The 25,639-nt window shown below is 42.2% G+C and carries 27 protein-coding genes and 1 pseudogene; 20 read left to right on the plus strand and 8 right to left on the minus strand.

Annotation, left to right across the window (positions count from 1 at the left end; genetic code table 11):
- Nucleotides 1-54: 54 nt before the first annotated feature.
- The 10 genes and pseudogenes from V7201_RS12905 to V7201_RS12950 all read left to right on the plus strand — a co-directional run bounded on the left by V7201_RS12905 (nt 55) and on the right by V7201_RS12950 (nt 12,053).
- Nucleotides 55-1,614 carry a fatty acid--CoA ligase gene (locus V7201_RS12905; RefSeq protein WP_335377150.1) on the plus strand — a complete coding sequence of 520 codons (1,560 nt, stop codon included), beginning with the start codon at nt 55-57 and terminating at the stop codon, nt 1,612-1,614.
- Between the two features lie 30 nt (nt 1,615-1,644).
- Nucleotides 1,645-2,757, plus strand: coding sequence for a CaiB/BaiF CoA transferase family protein (locus V7201_RS12910; protein WP_335377151.1), 1,113 nt, complete (start codon nt 1,645-1,647; stop codon nt 2,755-2,757).
- Between the two features lie 38 nt (nt 2,758-2,795).
- Nucleotides 2,796-4,415, plus strand: a complete 1,620-nt coding sequence (locus V7201_RS12915) for a long-chain fatty acid--CoA ligase (RefSeq protein ID WP_335377152.1) — start codon at nt 2,796-2,798, stop codon at nt 4,413-4,415.
- A gap of 378 nt (nt 4,416-4,793) precedes the next feature.
- The gene (locus V7201_RS12920; protein WP_335377153.1) at nt 4,794-5,561 is read left to right on the plus strand and encodes an SDR family NAD(P)-dependent oxidoreductase; all 768 of its coding nucleotides are present in this window, start codon (nt 4,794-4,796) and stop codon (nt 5,559-5,561) included.
- A gap of 44 nt (nt 5,562-5,605) precedes the next feature.
- Entirely contained in the window at nt 5,606-5,908 is a 303-nt protein-coding gene (locus tag V7201_RS12925) for an ArsR/SmtB family transcription factor (RefSeq protein ID WP_335377154.1), read from the plus strand.
- A 149-nt stretch (nt 5,909-6,057) separates the two neighbouring features.
- Nucleotides 6,058-6,333 (plus strand): annotated as a pseudogene (locus V7201_RS12930) (autorepressor SdpR family transcription factor); the annotation flags it as partial.
- Between the two features lies 1 nt (nt 6,334).
- On the plus strand, nt 6,335-6,979 hold the full coding sequence (locus tag V7201_RS12935) for an SdpI family protein (protein ID WP_335377155.1): 645 nt from the start codon (nt 6,335-6,337) through the stop codon (nt 6,977-6,979).
- Between the two features lie 121 nt (nt 6,980-7,100).
- Nucleotides 7,101-8,825 (plus strand): ABC transporter ATP-binding protein, encoded by a 1,725-nt coding sequence (locus tag V7201_RS12940; protein ID WP_335377156.1) that lies wholly within the window; start codon nt 7,101-7,103, stop codon nt 8,823-8,825.
- Nucleotides 8,819-10,618 (plus strand): ABC transporter ATP-binding protein, encoded by a 1,800-nt coding sequence (locus V7201_RS12945; protein WP_438825047.1) that lies wholly within the window; start codon nt 8,819-8,821, stop codon nt 10,616-10,618. Before V7201_RS12940 ends, V7201_RS12945 begins: the two co-directional genes overlap by 7 nt.
- A gap of 145 nt (nt 10,619-10,763) precedes the next feature.
- Nucleotides 10,764-12,053: an ATP-binding protein gene (locus V7201_RS12950; protein WP_335377157.1), complete on the plus strand. Its 1,290-nt coding sequence runs from the start codon at nt 10,764-10,766 to the stop codon at nt 12,051-12,053.
- Nucleotides 12,054-12,442: 389 nt separating this feature from the next.
- Here V7201_RS12950 and V7201_RS12955 read toward each other — a convergent pair whose 3' ends face one another.
- From V7201_RS12955 to V7201_RS12970, 4 genes are all read right to left on the minus strand, one after another.
- The gene (locus V7201_RS12955) at nt 12,443-12,694 is read right to left on the minus strand and encodes an alpha/beta-type small acid-soluble spore protein (protein WP_335377158.1); all 252 of its coding nucleotides are present in this window, start codon (nt 12,692-12,694) and stop codon (nt 12,443-12,445) included.
- Between the two features lie 677 nt (nt 12,695-13,371).
- Nucleotides 13,372-13,557: a YfhD family protein gene (locus V7201_RS12960; protein WP_335377159.1), complete on the minus strand. Its 186-nt coding sequence runs from the start codon at nt 13,555-13,557 to the stop codon at nt 13,372-13,374.
- 85 nt (nt 13,558-13,642) lie between these two features.
- Nucleotides 13,643-13,765 (minus strand): YfhE family protein, encoded by a 123-nt coding sequence (locus V7201_RS12965; RefSeq protein ID WP_335377160.1) that lies wholly within the window; start codon nt 13,763-13,765, stop codon nt 13,643-13,645.
- Nucleotides 13,766-13,830: 65 nt separating this feature from the next.
- Entirely contained in the window at nt 13,831-14,727 is an 897-nt protein-coding gene (locus V7201_RS12970; RefSeq protein WP_335377161.1) for a TIGR01777 family oxidoreductase, read from the minus strand.
- Nucleotides 14,728-14,868: 141 nt separating this feature from the next.
- Here V7201_RS12970 and recX point away from each other — a divergent pair, with 141 nt between their 5' ends.
- Nucleotides 14,869-15,681 carry a recombination regulator RecX gene (recX, locus tag V7201_RS12975; protein WP_335377162.1) on the plus strand — a complete coding sequence of 271 codons (813 nt, stop codon included), beginning with the start codon at nt 14,869-14,871 and terminating at the stop codon, nt 15,679-15,681.
- Nucleotides 15,682-15,698: 17 nt separating this feature from the next.
- On the opposite strand, the gene V7201_RS12980 is transcribed toward recX, so the two are convergent.
- Entirely contained in the window at nt 15,699-16,376 is a 678-nt protein-coding gene (locus tag V7201_RS12980; RefSeq protein WP_335377163.1) for an SDR family NAD(P)-dependent oxidoreductase, read from the minus strand.
- Between the two features lie 88 nt (nt 16,377-16,464).
- Between V7201_RS12980 and V7201_RS12985 the strand changes: the two genes are divergently transcribed.
- Nucleotides 16,465-16,800: a YfhH family protein gene (locus V7201_RS12985; RefSeq protein WP_335377164.1), complete on the plus strand. Its 336-nt coding sequence runs from the start codon at nt 16,465-16,467 to the stop codon at nt 16,798-16,800.
- 22 nt (nt 16,801-16,822) lie between these two features.
- On the opposite strand, the gene V7201_RS12990 is transcribed toward V7201_RS12985, so the two are convergent.
- Nucleotides 16,823-17,005 (minus strand): small, acid-soluble spore protein K, encoded by a 183-nt coding sequence (locus V7201_RS12990; RefSeq protein ID WP_335377165.1) that lies wholly within the window; start codon nt 17,003-17,005, stop codon nt 16,823-16,825.
- 116 nt (nt 17,006-17,121) lie between these two features.
- Here V7201_RS12990 and V7201_RS12995 point away from each other — a divergent pair, with 116 nt between their 5' ends.
- Entirely contained in the window at nt 17,122-17,400 is a 279-nt protein-coding gene (locus tag V7201_RS12995) for a YfhJ family protein (protein ID WP_335377166.1), read from the plus strand.
- A 413-nt stretch (nt 17,401-17,813) separates the two neighbouring features.
- On the opposite strand, the gene V7201_RS13000 is transcribed toward V7201_RS12995, so the two are convergent.
- Nucleotides 17,814-18,800 (minus strand): metal-dependent hydrolase, encoded by a 987-nt coding sequence (locus tag V7201_RS13000; protein ID WP_335377167.1) that lies wholly within the window; start codon nt 18,798-18,800, stop codon nt 17,814-17,816.
- Nucleotides 18,801-18,954: 154 nt separating this feature from the next.
- Between V7201_RS13000 and V7201_RS13005 the strand changes: the two genes are divergently transcribed.
- The gene (locus V7201_RS13005) at nt 18,955-19,251 is read left to right on the plus strand and encodes a hypothetical protein (RefSeq protein WP_335377168.1); all 297 of its coding nucleotides are present in this window, start codon (nt 18,955-18,957) and stop codon (nt 19,249-19,251) included.
- A gap of 81 nt (nt 19,252-19,332) precedes the next feature.
- Nucleotides 19,333-20,406, plus strand: a complete 1,074-nt coding sequence (gene mutY, locus V7201_RS13010; RefSeq protein WP_335377195.1) for an A/G-specific adenine glycosylase — start codon at nt 19,333-19,335, stop codon at nt 20,404-20,406.
- 70 nt (nt 20,407-20,476) lie between these two features.
- Here mutY and V7201_RS13015 read toward each other — a convergent pair whose 3' ends face one another.
- The gene (locus V7201_RS13015; RefSeq protein WP_335377169.1) at nt 20,477-20,701 is read right to left on the minus strand and encodes a hypothetical protein; all 225 of its coding nucleotides are present in this window, start codon (nt 20,699-20,701) and stop codon (nt 20,477-20,479) included.
- Nucleotides 20,702-20,929: 228 nt separating this feature from the next.
- Between V7201_RS13015 and fabL the strand changes: the two genes are divergently transcribed.
- From fabL to V7201_RS13040, 5 genes are all read left to right on the plus strand, one after another.
- Entirely contained in the window at nt 20,930-21,679 is a 750-nt protein-coding gene (fabL, locus tag V7201_RS13020) for an enoyl-[acyl-carrier-protein] reductase FabL (RefSeq protein ID WP_335377170.1), read from the plus strand.
- Nucleotides 21,680-21,765: 86 nt separating this feature from the next.
- Nucleotides 21,766-21,969: a gamma-type small acid-soluble spore protein gene (locus V7201_RS13025; RefSeq protein ID WP_335377171.1), complete on the plus strand. Its 204-nt coding sequence runs from the start codon at nt 21,766-21,768 to the stop codon at nt 21,967-21,969.
- A gap of 725 nt (nt 21,970-22,694) precedes the next feature.
- Complete coding sequence (locus V7201_RS13030; RefSeq protein ID WP_335377172.1) at nt 22,695-22,949, plus strand: YgaB family protein; 255 nt, start codon at nt 22,695-22,697, stop codon at nt 22,947-22,949.
- A 252-nt stretch (nt 22,950-23,201) separates the two neighbouring features.
- Nucleotides 23,202-23,732 (plus strand): nucleoside tri-diphosphate phosphatase, encoded by a 531-nt coding sequence (gene ntdP / locus V7201_RS13035; protein WP_335377173.1) that lies wholly within the window; start codon nt 23,202-23,204, stop codon nt 23,730-23,732.
- 94 nt (nt 23,733-23,826) lie between these two features.
- The gene (locus tag V7201_RS13040) at nt 23,827-25,575 is read left to right on the plus strand and encodes an ABC transporter ATP-binding protein (RefSeq protein WP_335377174.1); all 1,749 of its coding nucleotides are present in this window, start codon (nt 23,827-23,829) and stop codon (nt 25,573-25,575) included.
- Nucleotides 25,576-25,639: the final 64 nt, after the last annotated feature.

Below are 25,639 nucleotides of genomic sequence, written 5' to 3' on the forward strand. Positions count from 1 at the left end.
CCAGCTAATGCACAGTAAAGCAAAAAAAACGACATTTTACCAGGAGGAATGAAAATGAGCACGACGATCGGCAAAATTTTTGACCTGACCGTAATGAAATTCCCGAACAAGGAAGCCCTCTATGATGCCCGCAAAAATGTCCGCTTTACTTACAGTCAATGGAACGATGAAGTAAACCGGCTTGCGAATGCCCTTTTAAATGAAGGGGTGAAAAAAGGTGATCGAGTATCCACCTTCCTTTTCAATACTGAGGAGCTGGGTACAGCCTTCTTTGCCTGTGCCAAAATCGGTGCAATCTTTAATCCTATCAATTTCCGGCTGATGGGCGAAGAGGTTGCTTACATCCTGAACGATGCTGCTCCAAAGGTTGTTCTTTTTGAAAAAGCAGTGGAACCGGTTATTGCTTCGATTGAAAATCGCTTCCCTCATATTGCTTTCTGGTTCATTGATGCCGAAACGCCGGATTATGCTGCGAGCTACCATGAAAAAGTGCAGTCTGCGGAACCACAGCCGGTAGATATTGAAGTAAATGAAAATGACTTGTATGCAATCATGTACACAAGCGGGACGACGGGCAGGCCAAAGGGGGTTATGCACAAGCACCGTAATATGGTGGAACAAAGCCTCCTTGTGATTGGTTCAACTAAATTGAGGGCGAAGGATGTTGGTCTCGTGACTGCGCCCATGTTCCATTGCGCCGAGTTGCACTGTGCATTCCTCCCAAGGGTTCATGTCGGCGGGAGCAATGTAATCCTCCATCAATTTGCACCGAAAAAAGTGCTGGAATTGATTGATTCTGAAAAAGTGACAAAATTCTTTGCTGCGCCAACGATGTGGAATATGCTCCTCCAGGAAAAAATAGAGGACTATAATATCGAAAGTCTGAAGCTTGGCCTTTACGGTGCCGCTCCAATGGCGCCATCGCTTGTCCATGCCTGCCATGACAAACTGGGGATTAAGCTGGTCCAGGCATACGGAATGACGGAAATGGGACCGGCAATTACCTTCCTTTCTGAAGACGATCAGCTTTCCAAAGCAGGTGCAGCAGGCCAGGCTTGTTTGAACCATGAAATCAGGATCGTCAGGCCGAATGAAGAAGGCCCTTCAGATCCAGATGATATCCTGCCTCCAGGAGAAAGCGGTGAAATCATTGTCCAGGGCCCTTGCATAATGTCAGGCTATTTTAATCGTGAAGAGGCTTCGGAAAAAGCGATGTATAAAGGCTGGTATCATTCTGGCGATATCGGTTACCTGGATGAAGATGGTTATCTATGGGTCAAGGACAGGGTAGATGACATGATTATAAGCGGCGGAGAAAACATTTATCCGCGGGAGGTTGAGGATGTCCTGCATGCGCATGAAGGCGTTCTTGACGTGGCCATAGTAGGTCAGCCGGATGACCGGTGGGGTGAAAGTGTCACTGCCTTTGTTGTAAAAAAAGATCCTCAGGTCACGGAGGAGCAGCTTGACGAATGGTGCAAGAACAGCGACAGCCTGGCGAATTACAAACGTCCGCGTAAATATCTATTCGTTGAGGCTCTGCCGCGAAATGCAAGCGGAAAAATCCAGAAGTTCATGCTCCGTAAACAAATGGAAGAGCTGTTTTCTAATTGACTGTCAGCGTACAAGAAAGGAATTTGAACAATGCTGAATGGGATTAAAATTATTGACTTCACGAATTATATACCTGGCCCTTTTGCGACGCTGAGGCTGGCTGATTTAGGAGCGGAAGTCATAAAGGTGGAAGCCCCAGAAGGAGACCCTGCCAGGAATACAGGTAACGGTTACGTATTTACTGCTCACAACCGGGGGAAAAAAAGCATTGTGATCAATCTGAAGCATGGAGAAGGAAGGCAAATAGCACTTGGTCTCCTTGCAGATGCAGACGCTGTCGTTGAGAGTTTCCGCCCTGGTGTGATGGAAAAGCTCGGACTCGGATATGAGACGGTAAGCTATATAAATCCCGGCATTGTCTATTGCTCGATTACTGGCTACGGAAACAGCGGACCGATGTCTCAGCTTGGCAGTCACGACTTAAATTACATGAGTCTAAGCGGTGCCCTTGCCCAGCTGAAGGATAGCAGCGGGAAGCTAATTCATCCATCAAATACATTTGCCGACTATATTGGCGGCATGGCAGCCAGCGAGCGCATCCTCGCTGGTCTGGTCGCCCGCGGATCAACAGGAGAGGGGAGTTATCATTGCATTTCAATTGCTGACAGCATGGCATCCTTGATGGCGAACCATGTCCTGATTGAAAAAGAAACTGGATATCCAAATGGTGTCTCTGCGTTGAATGGTAACGTAATTTCATATGGACTCTATGAAACCAAGGATGGTCGATCTATTAGCCTGGCTGCTCTTGAACCGAAGTTCTGGAGAAATTTTTGCCAGGCTGTCGGCAGGGAAGATTGGCTGCCTGCCCATTATTCAAAACCGGATGAAACCAATCCAATATACAAGGAACTTGTTAATTTTTTTAAAAGCAAATCCCTCTCAGAGTGGACTGGATTTGGGATGAAGGTCGACTGCTGCATTGCCCCTGTTTTGGAGGCCGGCGAGGTTGCAAATTATCCTTATTTTAAGGAAAAGAACTTTGTTTCCTCAGAGGGACAAATTAAAATGCATGGAGACAAATTTGAGGTTTCACCAGCACCGCCGCCTCAAAAAGGAGAACAGACTGAAGCTGTTTTAAGAGAATCACTTGGAGTGACTGAACAGCAAATCAGAGATTGGCAGACTAAGGGTGTCTTATAAAATCGCATTTTAAGAGAAGCGGAAGGGGAAATGTCAGTATGATGAATGTTCCACTAACAGTAGGATCACTATTGGAAAGAGCAGAAAAGTTTTTCCCGAAAAAACAGGTAGTTTCAAGGACCTTATCTGGAATCCATCGGTTTACTTACAAGGAAATTGGCGAACGCACCCGCAGGCTTGCCAGTGCCCTTGAAAAGCTCGGAGTCAACAAAGGAGACAGGGTCGGCACCTTTGCCTGGAATCATCATCGTCATCTGGAAGTCTACTTCGCTGCGCCGGGGATGGGTGCGGTGCTGCATACAATCAACATCCGCCTGTCACCGGAACATGTCTCTTATATTATCAATCATGCAGAAGACAAGGTTCTTTTAATAGATGAGGATTTGCTGCCGTTGATTGAACGGAGCAAGGAGCAATTTAAAACCGTAGAGGCCTATATCATCATGACGGATAAGGATGAGCTTCCAGAAACAACGCTTGAGCCAGTCTATTCCTATGAAGCCCTGCTCCGTGAAGCCAGCCCGAATTTTGAATTCGTTAAGGATCTCGATGAAAATGATCCGGCTGGAATGTGCTATACATCGGCCACGACAGGGAATCCAAAGGGTGTAGTTTACTCTCACAGAGGAATTGTGCTGCACAGCTTCGCATTTGGATTGGCAGATACTGCTGCACTATCGGAAACGGATGTCGTCCTTCCAGTTGTGCCGATGTTCCATGCCAATGCCTGGGGGCTGCCGTTCGCCGCGACCTGGTTCGGATCGACTCAGGTGCTGCCTGGGCCGCTGTTTACGCCAAAGCTGCTGGCAGAGCTGATCGAACAGGAGAAAGTTACTTTTACAGCTGGGGTTCCGACTATATGGCTCGGCCTGTTGAACGAGCTCGAAAATGGAAGCTATGATACTACTTCCTTAAGATCCATCGTCTGCGGAGGTTCAGCTGCACCGCGGGGAATGATCAAAGCTTTTGAAACGAAATATAAGATTCCGTTCCTTCACGCATATGGCATGACCGAGACGACTCCGCTGGCCACTGTATCACGCCTGAAAAGCTATCAGGTCGGCTTGGACGAGGATGAAATCCTCGACATCCGCTCGAAGCAGGGCCTCCTTGTGCCAGGCCTGGAAATGAAAGTAATCGGCGGCAATGGAGAAGTCAAATGGGACGGCGAGGAAATGGGTGAACTCCTGCTTCGCGGGCCATGGATTGCTGATGAGTATTATAAGGATGAACGTTCTAATGACGCGTTCAAGGACGGATGGCTGTACACTGGGGACGTAGCAACCATTGATGAAGAAGGCGTCATCAAGCTCGTTGACCGCACCAAGGACCTAATTAAGAGCGGAGGAGAATGGATTTCGTCAGTTGATTTAGAGAATGCATTGATGGCACATGAAGCGGTTTTCGAAGCGAGCGTCGTAGCCGTTCCGCACCAGCAATGGCAGGAACGACCGATTGCCTGCGTCGTCTTGAAGGAACAGTATAAGGATCGAGTCGATAAACAAGAACTGCTCGATTTCATCACACCGCAATTTGCCAAGTGGTGGCTCCCAGATGATATCATCTTTATGGAAGAAATCCCGAAGACTTCAGTTGGTAAATTCCTGAAAAGAGCCTTGCGCGACCAGTTAAAGGACTATCTGGCGCAGAAATCATAAGCAATAAGGACTGGCCGCATTTTGCGGCCGGTTTTTTTGTGCTCTTGGTGAGGAGATTGGGAATAGAATCTTAGCCGATGCAAAAACGAAAATCCTAATGAAGCCAACCATCATGAAATGTCCAAAATATATTCCAATCACTCCTAACTTGATTATTTTTCTAATAACATTACGCTTGGTCGAGGTTGTTTTGTATAAATAGACTTTTTTAAATCAACATATTTAAAGCAAGAAATGTTACGAAAACAGCCTTCATCAAAATTTAATTCTTGAATGTGAAGTGCATTTAATATATTATATGTTTAAACACTTAAACACTTAAACACTTAAACGTTTAAATATCTAAATGTTTGGGGAAAATCAGGAGGTATTTCAATAATGAACAAAACAGTTTTAATCACTGGAGCAACAAGCGGTTTAGGATATGAATTTGCAAAGATGTTTGCTGCCGATGGGTATGATTTAGTGCTGGTAGCACGGAATAAATTGAAAATGGAAGAGATAAAGAGTCATTACTCAAATACAAAAGTTACTGTTATTGAAAAAGACCTAAGCAAGCAATATGCGGCCAAAGAAGTTTTTGAGGAAGTCAAAGCTGCTGGTATTACGATTAATACATTAGTGAATAATGCAGGTTTTGGGTTAATGGGTAAATTTGAGGACCTGCAAATTAGCAAACAATCGGAAATGATTCAATTAAATATCACGGCACTTACTGAATTGACATATTACTTTTTACCTGAAATGAAAAATAGTTCGAATGCAGCAAGAATTCTTAATGTTGCCAGTACTGCTGCTTTCCAGCCCGGTCCTTTGATGGCGGTTTACTATGCAACGAAAGCGTACGTTCTGTCATTTTCAGAAGCATTGGCTGAAGAGCTGACTGATACGAATGTAACAGTAACCACGCTTTGCCCGGGAGCCACAAAGACGAATTTTGCTTCCGTTGCCAATGTTGAAAAGACAAAAATGTTCAGCGGCGCGATGTCATCACAAGAAGTAGCTGAAGAAGGATATCGAGCACTTTTATCTGGAAAGCGGGTAGTCATCACTGGCAGCACGAACAAACTAGGAGCGTATGCCGCAAAATTCCTTCCAAGAAGCTTAGCAGCTAAAATAGCCAAATATGTTGCGAAAGAGGCATAACTGCGTTTTAATATTGGAAAAAGAAGAATAAAGGAGATCGTTCAATGGGGGAACAAGCAATCGAAGTTTTTCGTTCGTGTATACCGCTCTTTACTGCTTTAAGTGATCCAGCCAGGCAGGATATCATATTGCTTTTGGCTGAGCACGAGAGTTTAAGTGTTAACCACATTGCAGAGCATTCAACTTTATCGCGGCCGGCCATTTCCCATCATTTAAAAATCCTGCGTGAACAGAATATTGTGGCAATCGAACAAAAGGGCACACAGCGGTATTATTCTCTCTCTCTGGACAATTCGGTAGAGCTATTGAAAAAGTTGATACACACCGTGGAAAATGAATGTATGTAAATTTGAAAACCTGGAGCTTTGCTTCAGGTTATTTTATTTGCATAAAAAATTACTTTATTTTCTATATTATGGTTGAAAATCACTAATAATTATTTTATTATTTAGTTAAATAACTAAATATCTAAACTAAGTATTATACAAGGAGGCTTCATACTTTGAATGAGGCATTCAAAGCTTTATCAGACCCAACTAGAAGAAAGATTTTAGACCTTTTAAAGGAAAAAGATTTAACAGCAGGAGAAATTGCAGATCATTTCAATATTTCAAAACCAAGCATTTCCCAGCATCTTAAATTGCTGAAGCATGCCGGTCTGGTCCAGGATGAAAAGCAAGGTCAGTTTATTATTTATTCACTGAATATTACGGTTTTTCAGGAGTTAATCAGCTGGGCATTCAGTTTTACCGATAAAAAGGGGGATCAATAATATGAGAAAGCATTTTTTACCTTTAACGTTGATTGGCTTGATGATGATGGCCTGGATAATCACCTACCCTAAGCTCCCGGACCAGGTTCCGATCCACTGGAATCTAACTGGTGAAGCAGATGGTTTTGCTGCCAAGATTAATGCAATGTTCTCCACACTGGGCATCATGGTGCTGATTTATGTCTCAATGGCTTTTCTGCCTAAAGTAGACCCGCGTAAATTAAATTACCAATATTTTTCAAAGAGTTATAACATCATGATGAATGTTCTTCTCAGTGTCTTTTTTGTTATCAATCTATTTATCATTTTTAATGCCGCGGGTTATGATGTGCCGATCGCAACCATGGGTCCTTTGGTCGTCGGGATCATCTTCATGGTTTTAGGGAATTACATGCCTCAGATCCGGTCTAATTTTTTCATAGGCATTCGCAATCCCTGGACACTGAGCAGTGATGAAGTCTGGAAAAAGACACACCGGGCTGCCTCTAAAATTTTCTTTTTCGGAGGCCTTGTAATGATAGCTGCCACATTTGTGCCTGCCTTTTGGAAGGAAACCGTCTTTTTCGCAGTTATCGCAATTACGGTGATCACCCCCTACCTGTATTCATATTTACTCTACAGAAAGAGTGGAGCAGACCGGCCCTGAAAAAAGGGCCGTTTTTTTTATCTTTCAATTCAAAAAATTCCCCAAACAAGGTATGATAAAAGATATGAAAATTCGATGGGCGAAATAATTATAGGTGTTATTTACTGGAGGGCTTTACTTCATGAAAGTTTTTTCTTTTATAAAACCATACCGCATTCCGATTGCAGCTGCACTTAGTTTAATGCTAATAGAGCTGGCGGTCGAGCTATGGCAGCCGCTGTTAATGGCGAAAATTATTGATGAAGGAATCGTTGAGAAGGATTTGGACACGATTATCAAATACGGAGGGGTCATGCTCGGTCTTTCACTGCTGGCTTTTGCATCTGGCATTACAAATTCATTTATCGCAGCTCATGCTGGCCAGAGCTTTGGATTTGATTTAAGGGAGAAGCTCTTTGGCAAGGTCCAGTCTTTTTCTTTCACAAATTTCAGCCGTTTCCCTGCATCTTCTTTGATCACGAGAATAACGAACGATGTCACACAGTTGCAGAATACCGTTTTCATGAGCCTGCGGATTGCAATGCGTGCCCCGCTTATGGTCATTGGCGGAATTGTCATGGCTATGCTTGTCAATGTAAAATTGGCCCTCGCCTTCGCTGTCATTATGCCCCCGCTGTTAGTATTCCTCATCTGGATCATGACAAAGGCAGCTGGATTATTTAAAAATGTCCAGAAACGCCTTGATAAGGTGAATAGCGTCATGAGAGAAAACCTTGTCGGTATGAGGCTGATAAAGGCTTTCGACAGAGGTGACTATGAAGGCACAAGGTTTGAAAGTGCAAACAATAATCTCAGGGACAAAACGGTTTTTGCGCTAAGAGTAATAGAAGCCACGATTCCGATTCTGCTGCTTTTCATGAATATGAGTATCATAGCCGTGCTTTGGTTTGGAAAAATAGAGGTACTGAAAGGAACGGTATCAGTTGGTGAGGTAGTCGCAATCGTGAACTACGCCGCCAGAATTACAACTGCCTTCTCCATGTTTTCTTGGATCATCATGGTGTTATCCCGTTCAAGAGCATCTGCTGAGCGCGTGGAGGAAGTGTTGAACGAAGAAATTGATTTACAGGACAGTGCCGATAGCATCGCTGAAAATGAAATAACAAATGGGAAAATACAATTCAAAAATGTGTCTTTCCAATTTCCAAACACGACGATTCCGATCCTGCAAAATCTAACGTTTACTATTGAATCGGGTGAAACGGTGGCAGTCCTGGGTGCCACAGGGGCTGGTAAAACTGCCATGTTCCAGCTTATTCCTCGCCTTTACGATGTAACGGAGGGAGAAGTCAGGATTGACGGCCGCAATATAAAAGAATTGAAGCTTAAAACCCTCAGGGAGCAAATCGGTTATGTGCCGCAGGAAGCACTATTGTTCACTGGCTCGATTAAGGAAAATCTGGCATGGGGAAAAGAAGATGCGACGTCTGATGAAATGATCGAGGCAGCAAGTAATGCGCAAATCCATGAAACGATTGCAAAGCTTCCTAACAAGTACGAAACACTTTTAGGACAAAAGGGCGTTAACCTTTCTGGCGGACAAAAACAACGTTTGTCAATCGCCAGGGCACTGATCAAAAAACCAAAAATCTTGCTGCTTGATGACAGCACGAGTGCACTTGACTTGAAAACAGAAGCGAGGCTGCTAGATGCTGTCAGTAAATACAAATGTACAACAATTATTATCACTCAGAAGATCAGTACTGCTAAAGAGGCGGACAAAATCCTTCTGCTGGAAGAAGGCACTTTAACCGCTGCTGGAGACCACGACTTTTTACTAAAACATTCCCAGCTTTATCGGGCAATTTATGAATCCCAATTTGGGGAGGTGAAGGCAGAGTGTTAAAAAAGAAATCAAGCAATGTGAAGGAAGATGCAAGACAAAAATCGATTGGTCTTGGCTCCACCGTTAAAAGGATTTGGTCTTATCTTGCAGATCACCGAAGCTTAATTATGCTGGTCCTTTTGATGGTTCTCGCAAGCTCTGGCCTTGGTCTCCTTGGACCATTTCTGATTGGCTGGGGCATCGATGAATACCTGGCAAAAGAAACAACTGAAGGGTTCATCTGGCTGTTATTGGGACTCGCCGCTGTATATATATTGCATTCTCTGAGCTTGTGGCTGCAAAGCTACTGGATGATTGGAATTGCACAAGAGACTGTCTATACAATGAGGAAGCAGCTTTTCAGACATTTTCATAAACTGCCGATAGACTTTTTCAATAAACGCCAGCATGGGGAACTGATGAGCAGGGTCACAAATGATATAGAAAACGTCAGCTCCACCCTCAATTCTTCTGTAATCCAGATTTTCTCCAGTTTGCTTACCTTAGTCGGGACTCTTATCGTCATGATCTGGCTGAGCCCGCTCCTGACGATTGTTACTATGGTAATCGTACCTGTCATGTTCTTGGGGATGAAATGGATTACGAATCGGACTGGCAAACTGTACAAAGAGCAGCAGCGCAGGCTCGGTGAAATGAACGGCTACATTGAAGAAACGATTTCCGGTCAAAAGATCATTAAATCCTTTTCGCAGGAAAATAAGGTTATTGAAGAGTTCAGGATAAAAAATAAGGAATTAAAGGAATCAGGATATTGGGCACAAACGTTTACTGGTTTCATTCCTAAATTGATGAATATGCTGAATAACCTGAGTTTTACTCTCGTGGCTGCCGTAGGAGGCTACTTTGCCTTGAAAGATATGGTTTCGATCGGAACCATTGTCATTTTTACTGAATACGCAAGGCAGTTTACAAGGCCGCTGAATGATTTGTCTAACCAATTCAACACCTTGCTGTCAGCAGTAGCCGGTGCTGACAGGGTGTTTGACATTCTTGATACTGATGAGGAAGCCATCGATGAGAATGCAGCTGCTCCTCTTCCAGAAATTAAAGGGAAGGTAGAATTCAAACAGGTAAGCTTCTCTTATGAAAAGGGAGGCGATACTGTTTCCAGCTTATCATTCAAGGCAGACCCAGGAGACAGCATTGCCTTAGTGGGGCCAACAGGAGCAGGGAAGTCCACCATCATCAATTTGATTTCTCGCTTTTATGAACCAGATAGTGGTTCAATTCTAATCGATGGTCACGACAGTAGAAAAATAAAACGTGAAAGCCTTCGCCAGCAAATGGCTTTTGTTCTTCAGGATTCCTTTCTTTTTCAAGGGAGTATAAGGGAGAATATACGATACGGAAGGTTGGACGCCAGCGACGAAGAAGTCGAAAAAGCGGCCAAAGCTGCAAATGCACACTCTTTTATAACAAGGCTGCCAGAAGGATATGATACAGAATTAAAGCAGGACGATGCGGGGATCAGTCAGGGTCAGAAACAGCTGCTTTCAATTGCAAGGGCAATCCTTGCTGATCCATCCATCTTGATTTTGGATGAGGCAACGAGCAGCATCGATACCATCACAGAACTGAAAATCCAGGAAGCACTTCAGCATTTGATGAAGGGAAGGACTACCTTCATCATTGCCCATAGATTGAATACAATCAAGAACGCAGACCAGATTATTGTAATTGAAAGTGGACACATCATAGAAAAAGGCAGCCATGAGGAACTGCTAGGACAAAAAGGTTTCTATCATGGCTTATATACAAGCCAGTTGGAAAAGAAAACATTAATAAATTTGTAGAGAAGGAGCCTTAGGGCTCCTTTTCTTTTACGATAATCCATGAGAAATCAAAGGTGGAAATGCGACAAATTTCCCGGGGAATAGAGGATTAGTGAAAAGTTTGTCGTATTTTTATAAAAACACCACTTCGAATGGAGTAGATCAGATGCTTGCCGAGAAACTGCTGCTAGACTTATTGATCATTCTTATGCCAATTTTTATTAATAGCATCCTTTCGGAAAATAAAAAACTCGGACAATCTCCTTATTTATGTGGGATTCTTCAAAGTGTTTCTGTTTTTCTTTGTCTGGTGTTTTCATACGAAGAAGGCGGACTGTATTGGGATTTACGGTATGTTCCGTTAGTTCTTGGCTTTTTATATGGAGGCCCTGTTGCCGGTGGTGTGGTGCTGGCTACGTATCTGATCACAAGGACATTTTTAGGGGGAGAGATCCTTCTTGGGTATGCAAGTGGCTTTTTCGCAGTAATCGTCCCGGTTATCTTTATGAAAAAGTTTTGGAAGCATGAGGCAAAAACGAGAATAAGGACAGCGGTGTTTGTTGGGTTTTGGCCTGCGTTTGCGATGCTTACTATCCTGGTGATACATGTTTTTACAAATGGTGCCTCTCCGGAGAATACAAACAAGTTGATGATGAATGTCGCTATCTTTGGTGTGATTCAAGTTTTTGCAGTTTGGATTTCCGCTATTCTGAATGAATCCATAATCGAAAAAAATTTAATGAGAAAAGAAATATTGCGGGCTGAAAAACTGAATACCCTTGGCGAACTCGCGGCATCGATCGCCCATGAAATTCGCAATCCACTTACGGTTGTTAAAGGATTTCTACAGATGATGCATAAACAAGAAAAAGGAGATAATTATTATTATCTCAGCCTCGTGCTGACGGAGCTCGGACGTGCAGAAGCCATCATCAATGATTACCTGAATTTTGCCAAGCCACAATTCGAAAAACTGGAAGATGCAGAATTGGCAAAAATTATCACAGAGGTATCCATTCTCCTTGAAGCCTTTGCCGCAAAGGAGAATGTCCAAATCAATGTGAAACTTGAATGGGAAGTGTTTGTGAAGGCAGACCGGAATCAGTTGAAACAGGCACTTGTGAACATCATAAAGAATGCAGTGGAAGCAACAGATGAAGGTGGAGAAGTTTCCATCGTTCAGAGAACGATCGGGGACGAATCATACATAACGATTACCGATAATGGAAAGGGAATGGACAGTGAGCAGATTGCCAGGCTGGGAACCTTATTTTATACAACGAAAGATAAAGGAACAGGGCTTGGAACTTCAGTGTCTATAAAAATCATTGAAGCAATGGGCGGAATTATTTCATATAAAAGTGAGTTAGGTGTTGGAACTGAAGTCACGATTGTATTGCCATCATTCAAAAACACACTCTTTAATAATGAAAATGACATTAATAGCGCGATTTAAAAAACAGCCTATCGGGTTTGATCCCAATAGGCTGTTTAAATGTAATAGAAAAAGCGAACCGGCTACGGTTCGCTTTCGAGTAACTTGCTACTCCACAAGATGTATATTATACGTCAATTATAAACTGTGCCGCGGTACAAAATTCCACTTGACCATTTTTAAACCTAAACGACGCAAGCCCTACCTCTCTTGCATCCTAACGGCTCCGAAGCCGATCCAGTGTGAATAAGTTGTTACCTAAAAATAAAAGCAGAACGCCATTAATTGTTTACATTGTTAATCGATGTGTTTCAAGTTACTTCTTTATTGGCGAAGCTTATTCATTATAGTTCATTTTCCAGCTGCTGTCAACTGTGATTTCTGTCATAAAATTGTCAGCATCGATATTTCTATTTATTATTTAAGTTTTGCTGAGCTAATCTTACGAGTTCCCGAACCATATTGCCGCCAAGTTTGCCGCCGACTTTTCCAGCCTCGCGGGTGGTAAGGCCTCCGTTATACCCTTTGTTTAAAGGGATACCAACCTCTTTAGCTGTTTCAAATTTGGCATCCTCTGGTTTCATCGTGCCGGCTACCTGCGCTTTCAATTGATCCAAAGCCTGTCTTGCTTCAGGTACAAGAATCTTATTTCTTCTAGCCATGGTGTAATCCCTCCAAGTGGATCAGTTTCTTTATTTGGGTTTATTATGTGTAATTTAGAACCTTATTTATTCACATTCCATCAATTTAAAGGGAAAATCACTAGTTTTTTTCCTGAAAAGGGTGGGTAAATAAATTGCTGAAATTTTTATCCTCACAGTTATCAACAACGTAAACTTTGGATTTACAATTGCTCCACAGGTTTATCCACATTATCCACATGAAAACACATAAGTTAAAAATTAGGTCGCCAAGCATTGAAAAATATAGCTGATCATAAAATTACTCACAATATCCACAGATCTGTGGATAATGTATCGGAGCAGTAAAGAATATCAAAAAAATAAATTGAACAATTAGTGAATTCAATTGTTAAAAATGGTGTAAAGGAGTATATTGAACTTATCGAAAGTTAGTGAAGTTTTTCACATAATTTTCTCTTCCTAGCTGATGAAACATTCCCCCTCTCCCTTAAATCAAAAGCAGGATCCAAATGGATCCTGCTTTTGATTGTTTTATGACTAGAAAGCATAAAATTCACTTCGAGAATTGTCCAGCTCCAGCGCCTAGCCCCTCGAGTCGCTTCGGTCCTGCCAATGAAGTCAAAAAGCGACTTCACTGTCAGGCCCTCCAGCGCTTGTCGGGGCTGACCAAGGCGCTTGCGCTTTTCTTATCAGGGTTATTTCATTTTTCTTTTCGCACGTCCATCAGCAGCTTTTGAGCGGGCCAATGCTTCAAGGTCGGCCTGGTCGGCAAGCTCACGATTGAATTCAACATCGATTCCATCTGATTTCATGTTTTTAGGAACCTGTGGAAGTGATGCGCTATTTTTGCCACGTGATTTTTGTCCTCTGGAACGTCCCATTCGAAAAACCCCTTTCTAAATTGAAAAAGTACGGAAATGATCATTTCCGTACTTTTAGGTTTTGCCATATGTGTCTTCTTAATGCCTAATATCTCTTTCCAGCTGAGTAGCCGGCCGCCCGATCTGCCCTTTTGAATTCACGGCTGTATGTAACTTCCTGCATGCTTGATAAAGTATTTTTAGCTTTTTCCTTTTTCTTTTTGTCCATTTTGTCCACCCTTTCAAAATGTTTTACTTTAGCAGTATCTCCTTCTTGAAAAGGATTAAACGGATTTATTTGTCGAAAATATCATTCAAAGCTCCCTGTAAATGAGGGAAACGGAAGACGTAGCCAGCACTTAGCAGTTTTTCTGGCCGTACCCGCTGGCCTTCTAGCACAAGAATACTCATTTCTCCTAGAAGGAGTTTTAGCATTACAGAAGGGACCGGCATCCAATGTGGCCTTTGGATCACCTTTGCCAGTGTCTTGCCGAATTGATCCATTTTAATTGGTTCAGGAGCGGAAAAATTAACCGGACCTGCTAACTGTTTCTTTTCAATTGCAAACATAATACCGTCGACAACGTCTTTGATATGGATCCAGGATAGCCATTGCTTTCCTGACCCGATTTTTCCTCCGCCGAATAATTTATATGGTAGAACCATGCGGGGCAGGGCACCGCCTTTTTTATCAAGAACAACGCCAAAACGGCAAAGTACAACACGTACTCCTGATTCACTGGCCGCATTGGCCTCTGTTTCCCAACGAGCAACAGTTTCAGCAAGAAAATCATGTCCTTGAGCAGACTGCTCCGAAAACTCTTCAGTCAAAGAGGTACCATAGTAACCAACCGCGCTCGCATTGATAAGGACTTCCGGTTTCAGCTTTAATTTTTCAATGATCCGATTCATTTCAGATGTAGTCCGAAGCCGGCTTTCAAGTATTTCCCGTTTATAATCATCAGTCCATCTGCTGTTGATTGTAGCACCAGCAAGGTTGACGATTGCATCAATCCCTTCGAGCGCTTTCTCAGGCTGGTCGCCGTCATTGAGCCACTGAACAAATTGAGGATTTGCGCTGGAATTTATTTTAGTCCGAGTTAAAATCATCACTTCATGGCCATTGTGGATCAATTCACGGCTTAATGCTTTGCCGACAAGACCGGTACCTCCTGAAATTGCGATTTTCATTATTATTCCCCCTTAACGTCCACTACTTTTATATATTACTTCCTATCGCATGATAAACCTTCTTTTGATATGTTAAAGTTGGTATTAGGATTAGTGGAAGAAATTATTCTTGCTAAATAAGTGCTTGAGAGGTGAAACCACATGCCAATTATTTCGAAAATCTCCGTTCAGAAACATAATAAGGACCGGTATAGTATTTTTACCGACAGTGGCCGCGGTGAAGAGTATGCGTTCAGTGTAGATGAAGATGTTCTCATTAAATATCAATTGAAAAAAGGGATGGAGCTTGATGATTTTGCCGTCACAGAAATGCTTTTCCAGGATGATATCCGCAAGGCTTATAATACGGCCATTAACTATCTGGCACATCGGATGAGATCCGAAGCCGAAGTACGTGATCATCTGAAGAAAAAAGAAGTGGCAGAGCCTGTTATAAAAGAAGCCATTCACAAATTGCATGATTTGAAATTTTTAAATGACGAGGATTTTGCCCTTGCCTATGTCCGGACACAAATCAATACAACGGATAAAGGAGCAGAGGTTATGAAAAAGGAATTAAAGGAAAAGGGAATACGTCCAGATATCATCTCCAAGGTAGTGGATGAGGTTTCATTTGATGCCCAGCTTGAAAAAGCCATAAAGCTCAGTGAAAAATATGCCATGAAAAATAAGAAGGATTCTTCGAGGATTTTGAAGCAGAAAATTGAACAAATGCTGCAAAGGAAAGGGTATGCCTTCCCTATAATCCGTGCAGCGTTGGAGCAAACAGAAGTGGAAAAAGAAGATGACAGTGAAATGGATGCGCTACGATATCAAGGAGAAAAACTCCATAATAAACATGTGAAGCTTCCTGCCCGGGAATATAGACAAAAAATGAAAATGTCTTTATATCGGAAAGGATTCCCGATGGAATTAATCGATGAATTCATAGAAGAGAAGGAAAATGAGGAATAAAAAAATCATGACAATTGTCATGATTTTTTTGAATCTACCACAATTTCATCCTTTTCGAGATTGTTAATAATAATATCTGCAACCTCTGCAGCAGTCCTGAATCGTGAAGGATCATCTATATGATCGCTGCCTTCCCAGAATGGAGTATCCATTCCGCCCATATAAGCTGCAACAAAACGGATTCCTGTTCCCTCATATTCCTTCTGCATACTTTCGGTAAAGCCTCTCACAGCAAACTTGCTTGAGCAATACACAGCTTCATTCTTCTTGCCTCGCAGTCCGGCAGTGGATACGATGTTCAGTACAATACCGTCCTTGTTCAATTCTAAATATGGCAGGATGGCTTTTGTCATTTGGATTGTTCCGTATACATTGGTTTGGAACATCCCCTCGATTTCCTGATCGGAGATTTCAGAGAAAGGACCAAAATACCCAATCCCAGCGTTATTGACGAGACCGTAGAGTTCGTGCTTCCTGCTAAGGAGAAGAGCCTTCTCTTTTACATCCTCCAAATTTCGGATATCAAGCTCAAGGGCTGTTGCACTCCCCCCTGATTGCTCAATTTGAGCCTGAACGTCTTTTAGCTTATCTTCGGTTCTTCCGGATAAAATCATATGGTAGTTTTGCTTGGCCAAAAGCAGAGAGAGTTCTTTTCCAAGGCCTGAGCCTGCTCCAGTCATGATGATCGCTTTCATGGTAGCCTCCTTAAGATAACATGCTATAATTTAGTTATATATCAAAAAATCGAATGTTAAAAGCAAGAACAATCCAGGAGTGAAAGATATGAGCAGAGAAAAACGTTACAGTGAGATGACAGAGTATGAATTGAACCAGGAAATCGCAAGCCTTCGTGATAAGGCGAGAAAGTCTGAGCAAATGGGAATGGCGAGCGAGCTAGCCGTATATGAACGCAAAATCGCCATGGCCAAATCCTATATGATAAATCCGGATGATTTCAAACCAGGAGAAATATATCAGATTGAGGGAGATCCAGGCTCTTACTTCAAGATTGATTACATGAATGGAGTGTTTGCCTGGGGAGCACGCTTAAGTGGTGAAGGAAACGAAGAAGCGCTGCCCATTTCTCTTTTGGTAAGATTGGAGCAAAACCAGGAGTAACTCCCGGTTTTGCTTGTTTACTTTAATGATCCTTTATTGCTGCAGTTGTATCATCCTCACGGTGTGAAGAAGCATACATGCGTTCCTGCGGATGAGTATTGATGGTGCCGTCAGCCCTTTTTGAGGCATATTCTGCTTTTGCGCGAGGCTCGCCCTCAAACTTGTTATTGTTCTGGTTAGGGAAATTGGTTACTTTATTTCGCATATTGGCCTCCGTGACGGGTAAAATTACGTGTATGCCAAAAAGCTGCACGCATCTATAGTATTGGACAAACATAAAGGTAGCATAACTATAATAAAAATTGGCAAAGGGTGAAGAACATGCATGAATTTCATGAACGATTAGCCAATCTGCTTTTGGAAAAAAACAGCGATATTACTTTTGATCAGGCTTTAACATGGGTCGAGCTCTTATGGGGTGACTTTGAGGCAACCTATGCAAAAGCTGGCCATAAATATATGGGCAGTGAAATGACTGAAAAGGTTGTCCGTCAGTGGATTGAACATTATGGTTCCCAGCTACATGAATTTGTCGCAAGGAATCCTAAATATAAACATTTATTGGGTCAGGAAGAATCTGAACAGTCAAAACCTAATTAATGTGTTTTGAGGAAATCACCATTGCATTTTTGCATTAATTGTTCATTGGAGCATTACGGGATTGAAAAAAAGCTCATGCAATTCCAATGATAGTCATTGGAACAACACAAGGATTAAAATGACCAACCCAATGTTCCAATAAGGGTCATTGGAACATTATAAGGTTGAAAAATGGCCACCCCAATGTTCCAATCAGCTTCATTGGAACCAAACAAGGTTGTAAAAAGGCCACTCCAATGTTCTAATAAGGATCATTGGAACAATACAAGGATCAAACCGATTATTCCATTGTTCCAACAGGAGTCATTGGAATAATTAAAGCGAAGGAAACCGCCACACATTATTGTTCCAACCATTCGTCCAAACAAAAATCCCCGGAAGACTATCAGTCTGCCGGGGATTTTATTATTAAATCATCCTTCACCAGGAATGAACTCTAGCTTCTTCCTCAATTTCTCCTCACTGTAAATCCAGCCTGTATAGGAGCTTAAAATTCCTAATTCCTTGCTGAGATTCACGACAGCTACAAATGGATAGTGCCCATTGCTGCGATAGCGCAAGTCGATGAATCTTACTTCGTAGTAATCATCATATTCATCACATTCCCAGCGATAAACTGGTGAAAATGACAGGAAGGCTGAGAGGTTTTTATCCTTTTTAGCCGCTTTAAGAACTGGTGTTTCGGGAACAGGAACACGGTTAAATTGATCCAGGATCCTCACGTGGCTTTTTTGAGCACGGCCGACAAAGAACTGATGCTTGTTCATCACAGCCACTCTCCATTGGTTGAATCGCATCGTAGGGGCGATGATGATGTCGGTGGCATCGGGAACAATTTTGATAACAGCTTGTTTTACCCGGTGTTTAACAATAAAGCGGTATATATAGTAAAAAACAAGTATCGCGTAAATGGTCAGGAAAGTGTAACCAGGGTTAGCACCAAATGCCCATAGGAACAATCCGACAACATGAACCGCAAAAATAATTGGATCAAACGTATTAATTACTCCTAAAGCGACCCATTTCGACGAAAAAGGCCTTAGAGCCTGAGTTCCATATGCGTTAAATATGTCGACAAAAACATGAAGGAAAACAGCGAGAAATGTCCAAATCCATAAATGAAGCAAATTTGCTCCAGGATGGAAAGCGTATATAACCCCAGTGATCAGCAGCGGCCAAAGAAGCACTGCGGGGATCGAATGGGTTATTCCACGGTGGTTCCGTATATAAACTGCATTATTTTTTAATTTCAATACTGTGTCTATATCTGGAATTTGTGAGCCGATGAGTGTCGCGATTAAGACACTGCTGGCAGTGACGGTGCTTTCACTGACTGCAGGATCGAGCGTTGCTATTCCGCCAAGCGCAAATCCCATGACAACGTGGGTTCCGGTATCCATCTTGCACCCTCCTAATAAAAGATTTTTTAGTTTGATGAAGGTATAGGTAGTTAAAAGTTCTTGTCACAATAGAAATTATAGTTTACTTTTAAAGGGCTATATTCAGCAGTCTGCCCTTTGCGATCAATATTTTTTCATAAAGGAGCTGTCTAGCATGATTCAAATGATTATCCAGTATGAGGTAAAACAAAGTCTGCTTGGCCAATATCGTGAGGCTATCGATAAAATTTCTGATATGCTCCCTGAGTTTGAGGCAGATATGTTTTCATACAGCCAGTCGGAACAACGGAATATGTTCATTGAATCATTCTATGTACCGACTGAGGCACATTACCATGCAATGAAAAAATTACGTCTTTCCCGGAGCCATTCTGTATTCGGCCGCCTTGAAGACTTTGTGCCTGGCGGGCTTGAACGAATTGGTTTCATGGCCATAAAACAGAAACGATAATATTATATTCCCAAATTTCCGGAATGTTTAACACTTGGAGGAACAAAAGTGGCAAAAGACATCAAGAAAAATGTAGATAAAATGGATATAAAATCCTTTCAGGATGACTTGATAGGATGGTTTGCAAGTGAGCAGCGTGATTTGCCATGGAGAAAAGATAAGGATCCTTACAAAGTGTGGGTATCTGAAATCATGCTTCAGCAAACGAGAGTAGATACCGTCATTCCATATTTTAATCGATTTTTGGAACATTTTCCAACGGTTGAAGCGCTGGCAAATGCTGATGAAGAAAAGGTATTGAAAGCCTGGGAAGGTCTTGGTTATTATTCCCGGGTACGCAATTTGCAAACCGCTGTCAGGGAAGTACATGAAAAATATAGTGGTAAAGTTCCGGATTCACCTTCTGAGATTTCTTCATTAAAGGGAGTCGGCCCATATACGGCTGGTGCCATCCTAAGCATTGCCTACGGTTTGCCGGAACCAGCTGTTGATGGAAACGTTATGAGAGTATTGTCCCGTATTTTGCTGATTTGGGATGATATCGCCAAACCGTCCTCACGAAAAATTTTTGAAGAAGCTGTGAGAGAACTGATCTCTCACGAAAACCCCTCCTACTTCAATCAAGCCATGATGGAGCTTGGTGCTCTTATTTGCACTCCTACATCTCCATCATGCTTGCTATGTCCGGTCAGAGAACATTGCCAGGCATTTCATGAAGGAGTCCAGACTGAATTGCCGGTAAAAGCTAAAAAGAAGAAACAGAGAAATGTGCAGCTTGCTGCTGGAGTTTTTACAAATGAAGAGGGGAAAATCCTAATTCGCAAAAGACCTGAAACAGGCTTGCTTGCTAACCTGTGGGAGTTTCCGACTGTCGAGCTTAGCTTTGATTTCCAGCGGCAGCGTGACCAACTTGCAGAGCATTTTCAGGAACAATATGAAATAATGCCTAAAGTTCAAGATTCTCTAGGGCAGATCGATCATGTTTTTTCGCATTTGATATGGAATATCCAAGTGTACAGCGGGAGTTTTACAGGGGAAATCAAAGAAACGTCACAATTAAGACTTGTTTCCGAAAATGAAATCGAAGAATTTGCTTTCCCGGTACCCTACCAAAAGATGCTTAAGCAGTATCTGGAATACAAACAGGCTGACTAACCATAGAGTTAGCAGCCTTTTTATTTTTTATCGCACGTCCTGCATTGCGAAATAGAGTTATGTTTTGCTATTAGTCAAAAATTTGCTTAGTGCCATGGGTATAATCAGCTTCATGCCGGTTCAAGCCGCCTCTTCGTTCAATTTCTTCAATGATTTCTCTGTGGATTGACTGGCCTTCAACATTTAAATAAGGAACCATTTGCTGAAGGGAATGGTGGAAGTAAGCAAGTTCACTTTCCTTCCAATCTGTTTTTGACATCATGGACAATTCGGTCATATCGCGGCCTACATACATTTGGATCATCCTTTCAAGTGTAATTAACCTATGGTTATTGTTTTCAGATTCGGAGGATTTTATCAAACAGATAGAGGACCTCGACATTGTCATATATAACTGAAAAAGCTAAAATGAAACAAAACAAAACAATGAATGCGCGGCCTCATTTATTGAGTGGCTAAGCAGGAGCATTTTGCTGCTATTTTACATAAGAGGTTAAAAATATTATAAAGAGAGGTATTTTTTATGACTCAGAAAGTTGCATTGATTACGGGAAGCAGCCGGGGAATCGGTAAAGCTGCAGCAATTAGATTGGCAAAAGAAGGATATGACATTGTCGTCAATTATGCGCGCAGCAGAAAAGCCGCACAAGAAACTGCTGAGGAAATAGAAGCGCTTGGCAGAAAGGTTCTTGTTGTTAAAGCAAATGTCGGTGATGTGAGCAAGATTAAGACGATGTTCGAACAAATTGATGAAGAATTCGGCCGGCTTGATGTATTTGTGAATAATGCTGCATCAGGTGTGCTTAGGCCGGCAATGGAACTCGAGGAATCACATTGGGACTGGACAATGAATATCAACAGCAAGGCGCTATTGTTCTGTGCCCAGGAAGCTGCAAAGCTGATGGAGAGGAATGGCGGCGGTAAAATCGTCAGCATCAGTTCTTTAGGATCGATTCGCTATTTGGAGAACTACACAACGGTAGGTGTATCGAAAGCAGCGCTTGAAGCATTGACGCGTTACCTGGCTGTCGAGCTTGCCCGTAAAAATATCATAGTTAACGCTGTTTCTGGCGGTGCAGTTGATACAGAAGCATTGACACACTTCCCAAACAGGGAAGAACTGCTCGCTGAAGCGAGAGAGAAAACTCCTGCGGGCAGAATGGTCGAGATTGAAGACATGGTCAATGCAGTGATGTTCCTTTTAAAAGATGAATCCAGTATGATTCGCGGCCAGACAATCATTGTCGATGGAGGAATTTCATTATTAGTATAAATATAATTATTGGTTGAATTTGGTATAAAAAAATCGGATAGCTCACTCCACGGTTGGTTAAATTAATATTCGTGGAGGTGATAACAATGGCAAAACAACCTAATCAATCTCAAGCTGGTACAAACATTCAGCAGGTGAGACAACAAAACGCTCAATCTGCACAAGGTGCACAAGGCGCACAAGGACAATACGGCACTGAGTTCGCTAGCGAAACAAACGCTCAAGAAGTACGTCAACAAAACCAGCAAGCAGAAGCTAAAAAAGGTCAAAACTCTGGCCAACAGAGCTAAGATCACCTATACAAAAGGCACTCTTTATTCGAAGAGTGCCTTTTCCTATACCTTCTTTTAACAACACAATCCGAATTTTACACGTGAGTGGTCATGAGAAATCCTCTTAGAACCATTCAACTTGATTTTTCACCAGCGAGTGGTTATGGGAAACCATCCGAGAACCACACATCCCCGATTTTTCACAGACGAGTGGTCATGAGAAATCCTCTTAGAACCATTCAACTCGATTTTTCACACGCAAGTGGTCATGAGAAGCCCTCCGAGAACCATTTAACTCGATTTTTCAAACTCGAGTGGTTATGAGAAGCCCTCCGAGAACCATTCAACTTGATTTTTCACAAGCGAGTGGTCATGAGAAAGCATTCGAGAACCACTCAACCCGATTTTTTACAAGCGAGTGGTCATGAGAAGCCCTCCGAGAACCCATTCAACCAGATTTTTCACATGCTAGTGGTCATGTGAAATCCTCCGAGAACCGCTCAACTCGATTTTTCATACTCGAATGGTCATGAGAAGTCCTCTAATAACAGTTCAAAATTGATCCGACTTTCAATTTTTCAATAGAAATCCTCTAATAACACTCAGAAAAGAATTTCATCTAAAAATCTTTTCATTAATTCATTCGACAAATGTTCTGAATACTCTACATAACTAGTCAAAGGAAATCCCTCTGCCTGACCGAATACATTAGGAAGATAAATTTTTACAGGCGGTGGAAAAGCATGGATAAGTTTAACGAATTGGTCTCTACACAAATGCAAACAATGGAAAAGCTTCTTTATCTGCAGTCTGAATTAGAGCGGTGCCAGGAAATCGAAAAGCAGCTGGATGCTCTCAAGCAAAATGCTGAGCTTGAGGAGCTTCGCGTGGAGATTGACCGGAAGAAGCAGGAGCTGAAAGAGATCCACCGGATGTTTGAAAAACAAACAGAAGAAGTTATCCATACGTATCAGGAATTAGCGGTGACTTTTCGATAAAAAGCACTCAAGAGAGTCTATTATTAATCAATCATTTCAGAAAAGTTCACTAATTTATAAAAATATATCAATTTTAGGGAGCCATCGCTGTAAATCGGTGGCTCTTTTGTTTTAAATTCTTCCATTAACCGTTATAATAATAAAAAATAGGAATCGTTCTTTGTTGCCTTTTGTCGTTTTTCAATTTTTTCTAGATAAATATACATTGATAGGTTGCAAAGTTTCCGGGAAAGGAAAGTAGGGGAGAAGAACATGGGCGTACCCATCGAAGGTGAATCTGTCCAAATCCATAGTTATAAGCACAATGGGCACATCCATCGAGTCTGGGAAGAAACCACCGTCTTAAAAGGAACACAGAATCTTGTGATTGGCGGGAATGACCGGACAGTCGTGACGGAGTCTGACGGAAGAACCTGGATTACTAGAGAGCCTGCAATCTGTTACTTCCACTCTCAACTGTGGTTCAACGTTATAGGCATGATTCGGGAAGATGGCGTGTACTATTATTGCAATATTAGTTCTCCATTTATTTTTGATGGAGAAGCGCTGAAATATATTGATTATGATCTCGATATTAAAGTTTTTCCTGACATGACATTTAATTTGCTTGATGAAGATGAATATGAGCGCCATCGTAAAGAAATGCAATATCCTGATGTGATTGACAAGATCCTGAAATACAATGTCGAAAAGCTGAAACGCTGGATCAGGCAGAGGAAAGGCCCATTTGCGCCTGACTTTATCGATACTTATTATGAACGGTATTTAACTTATCGTCGTTAACCAATCAGGATAGACAAAGCAGCCTGTTGATTTGTTTCAACAGGTTTTTGTTTCGCAATTAAGGCTGGGTAAGGCTTCATAAGGGGGAACAAAATTGGGCAGCATCCGCAGATACTTAAAATTCGTAAAGCCATATCGGCTGCAGATTATTGGAACAATCATTATAGGGGTTCTTAAATTCGCTATCCCACTGTTAATACCATTGTTAATAAAATTTGTCCTTGATGACGTCATTGCCAACGACACATTAAGTAAAACAGAGAAAACGGACAAGCTTCTCTGGGTTATGGGCATCATGATCGTCGTTTTTGTTGTGCTGCGTCCGCCGATTGAATATTACCGCCAATATTTTGCCCAATGGACAGCAAGCAAAATTCTCTATGATATACGAGACAGGCTGTTTACACACATGCAGCGCCTCAGCTTTAAGTATTATTCGAATACTAGGGCAGGCGAGGTTATCTCAAGAATGATTAACGATGTTGAGCAAACGAAAACCTTCGTCGTGACCGGCTTGATGAACCTGTGGCTTGATGTTGCTACTATAATGATAGCGGCTGCTATCATGTTCACGATGGACGTGAAATTGACCGTTGTTTCTTTAATCCTGTTTCCTTTTTATGCTTTTTCCGTCAGGTACTTTTTCGGTAACCTGCGAAAGCTTACGAGGCAGCGTTCACAGGCACTTGCTGAGGTACAAAGCTACTTGCATGAACGGGTAGCAGGAATCTCTGTCATTAAGAGCTTCGCAATCGAGGATTATGAGCAGACTCAATTTGACCGCCAGAATAAGAATTTTTTAACAAAGGCTTTAGAGCACACAAGCTGGAATGCCAAAGCATTTGCAGTGGTCAATACGATCACGGATATCGCTCCGCTTCTCGTTATAGGTTTCTCAGGCTATCAGGTTCTCCAGGGAAGTCTGAGCATTGGGGAAATGGCTGCGTTCATTGCTTACATCGACAGGCTTTACAATCCGCTCCGCAGGCTGGTGAACTCTTCGACTACATTGACCCAGTCAATCGCTTCAATGGACCGTGTATTCGAATTCATGGATGAAAAATATGATATCAAGGATTCAGAAGATGCAATTGAGCTAAAAAAGGTCCATGGCGATATTTCTTTTAACAGCGTAAGCTTTGCTTATGATGAGGGTGAGGAAACGGTCCTTAAGAATATCAACATTGATGTGGAAAAAGGAGAGACGATTGCCCTTGTAGGAATGAGCGGTGGGGGGAAATCTTCCTTTGTCAGCCTCATTCCGAGATTCTTTGATGTTACTGAAGGAGCAATCCTGCTCGATGGACAAGACATTCGGTCGTTTAAGGTCCGTTCTCTGCGCGATAAAATTGGCATGGTTGCACAGGATAATATTTTATTCAGTGAATCGGTTAAATCAAATATCCTGCTGGGTAAACCAGGAGCCAGCGATGAGGAAGTAATTGAAGCGGCAAAGGCCGCAAATGCCCACGAATTTATTATGAATTTACCTGAAGGATATGAGACCAAAGTAGGGGAAAGGGGCGTCAAGCTTTCTGGAGGTCAAAAACAGCGTGTGGCAATTGCCCGAGTCTTTCTTAAGAATCCGCCGATTTTAATCCTGGATGAAGCCACCTCTGCACTTGACCTTGAAAGTGAGCACCTTATTCAGGAAGCCATCGAGAAGCTTGCCAAGGACAGGACCACTTTCATTGTCGCACACCGTCTTTCCACAATCACACATGCCGACAGGATTGTGCTGATTGAGCATGGAGAAATCGTAGAGGTTGGCCGCCATGATGAGTTAATGGCAAAGCAAGGTGGCTACTACCGATTGTTCCAGGTTCAGCAGCTGGAAAATTAATAAATATTTAAAAACGAAGCACATATTTGTGTTTCGTTTTTTTTATAAGATAAGAAAGTATAAA

It is taken from the genome of Bacillus sp. JJ1122 (assembly GCF_036964885.1).
Taxonomy (GTDB): Bacteria; Bacillota; Bacilli; order Bacillales; family Cytobacillaceae; genus Mesobacillus.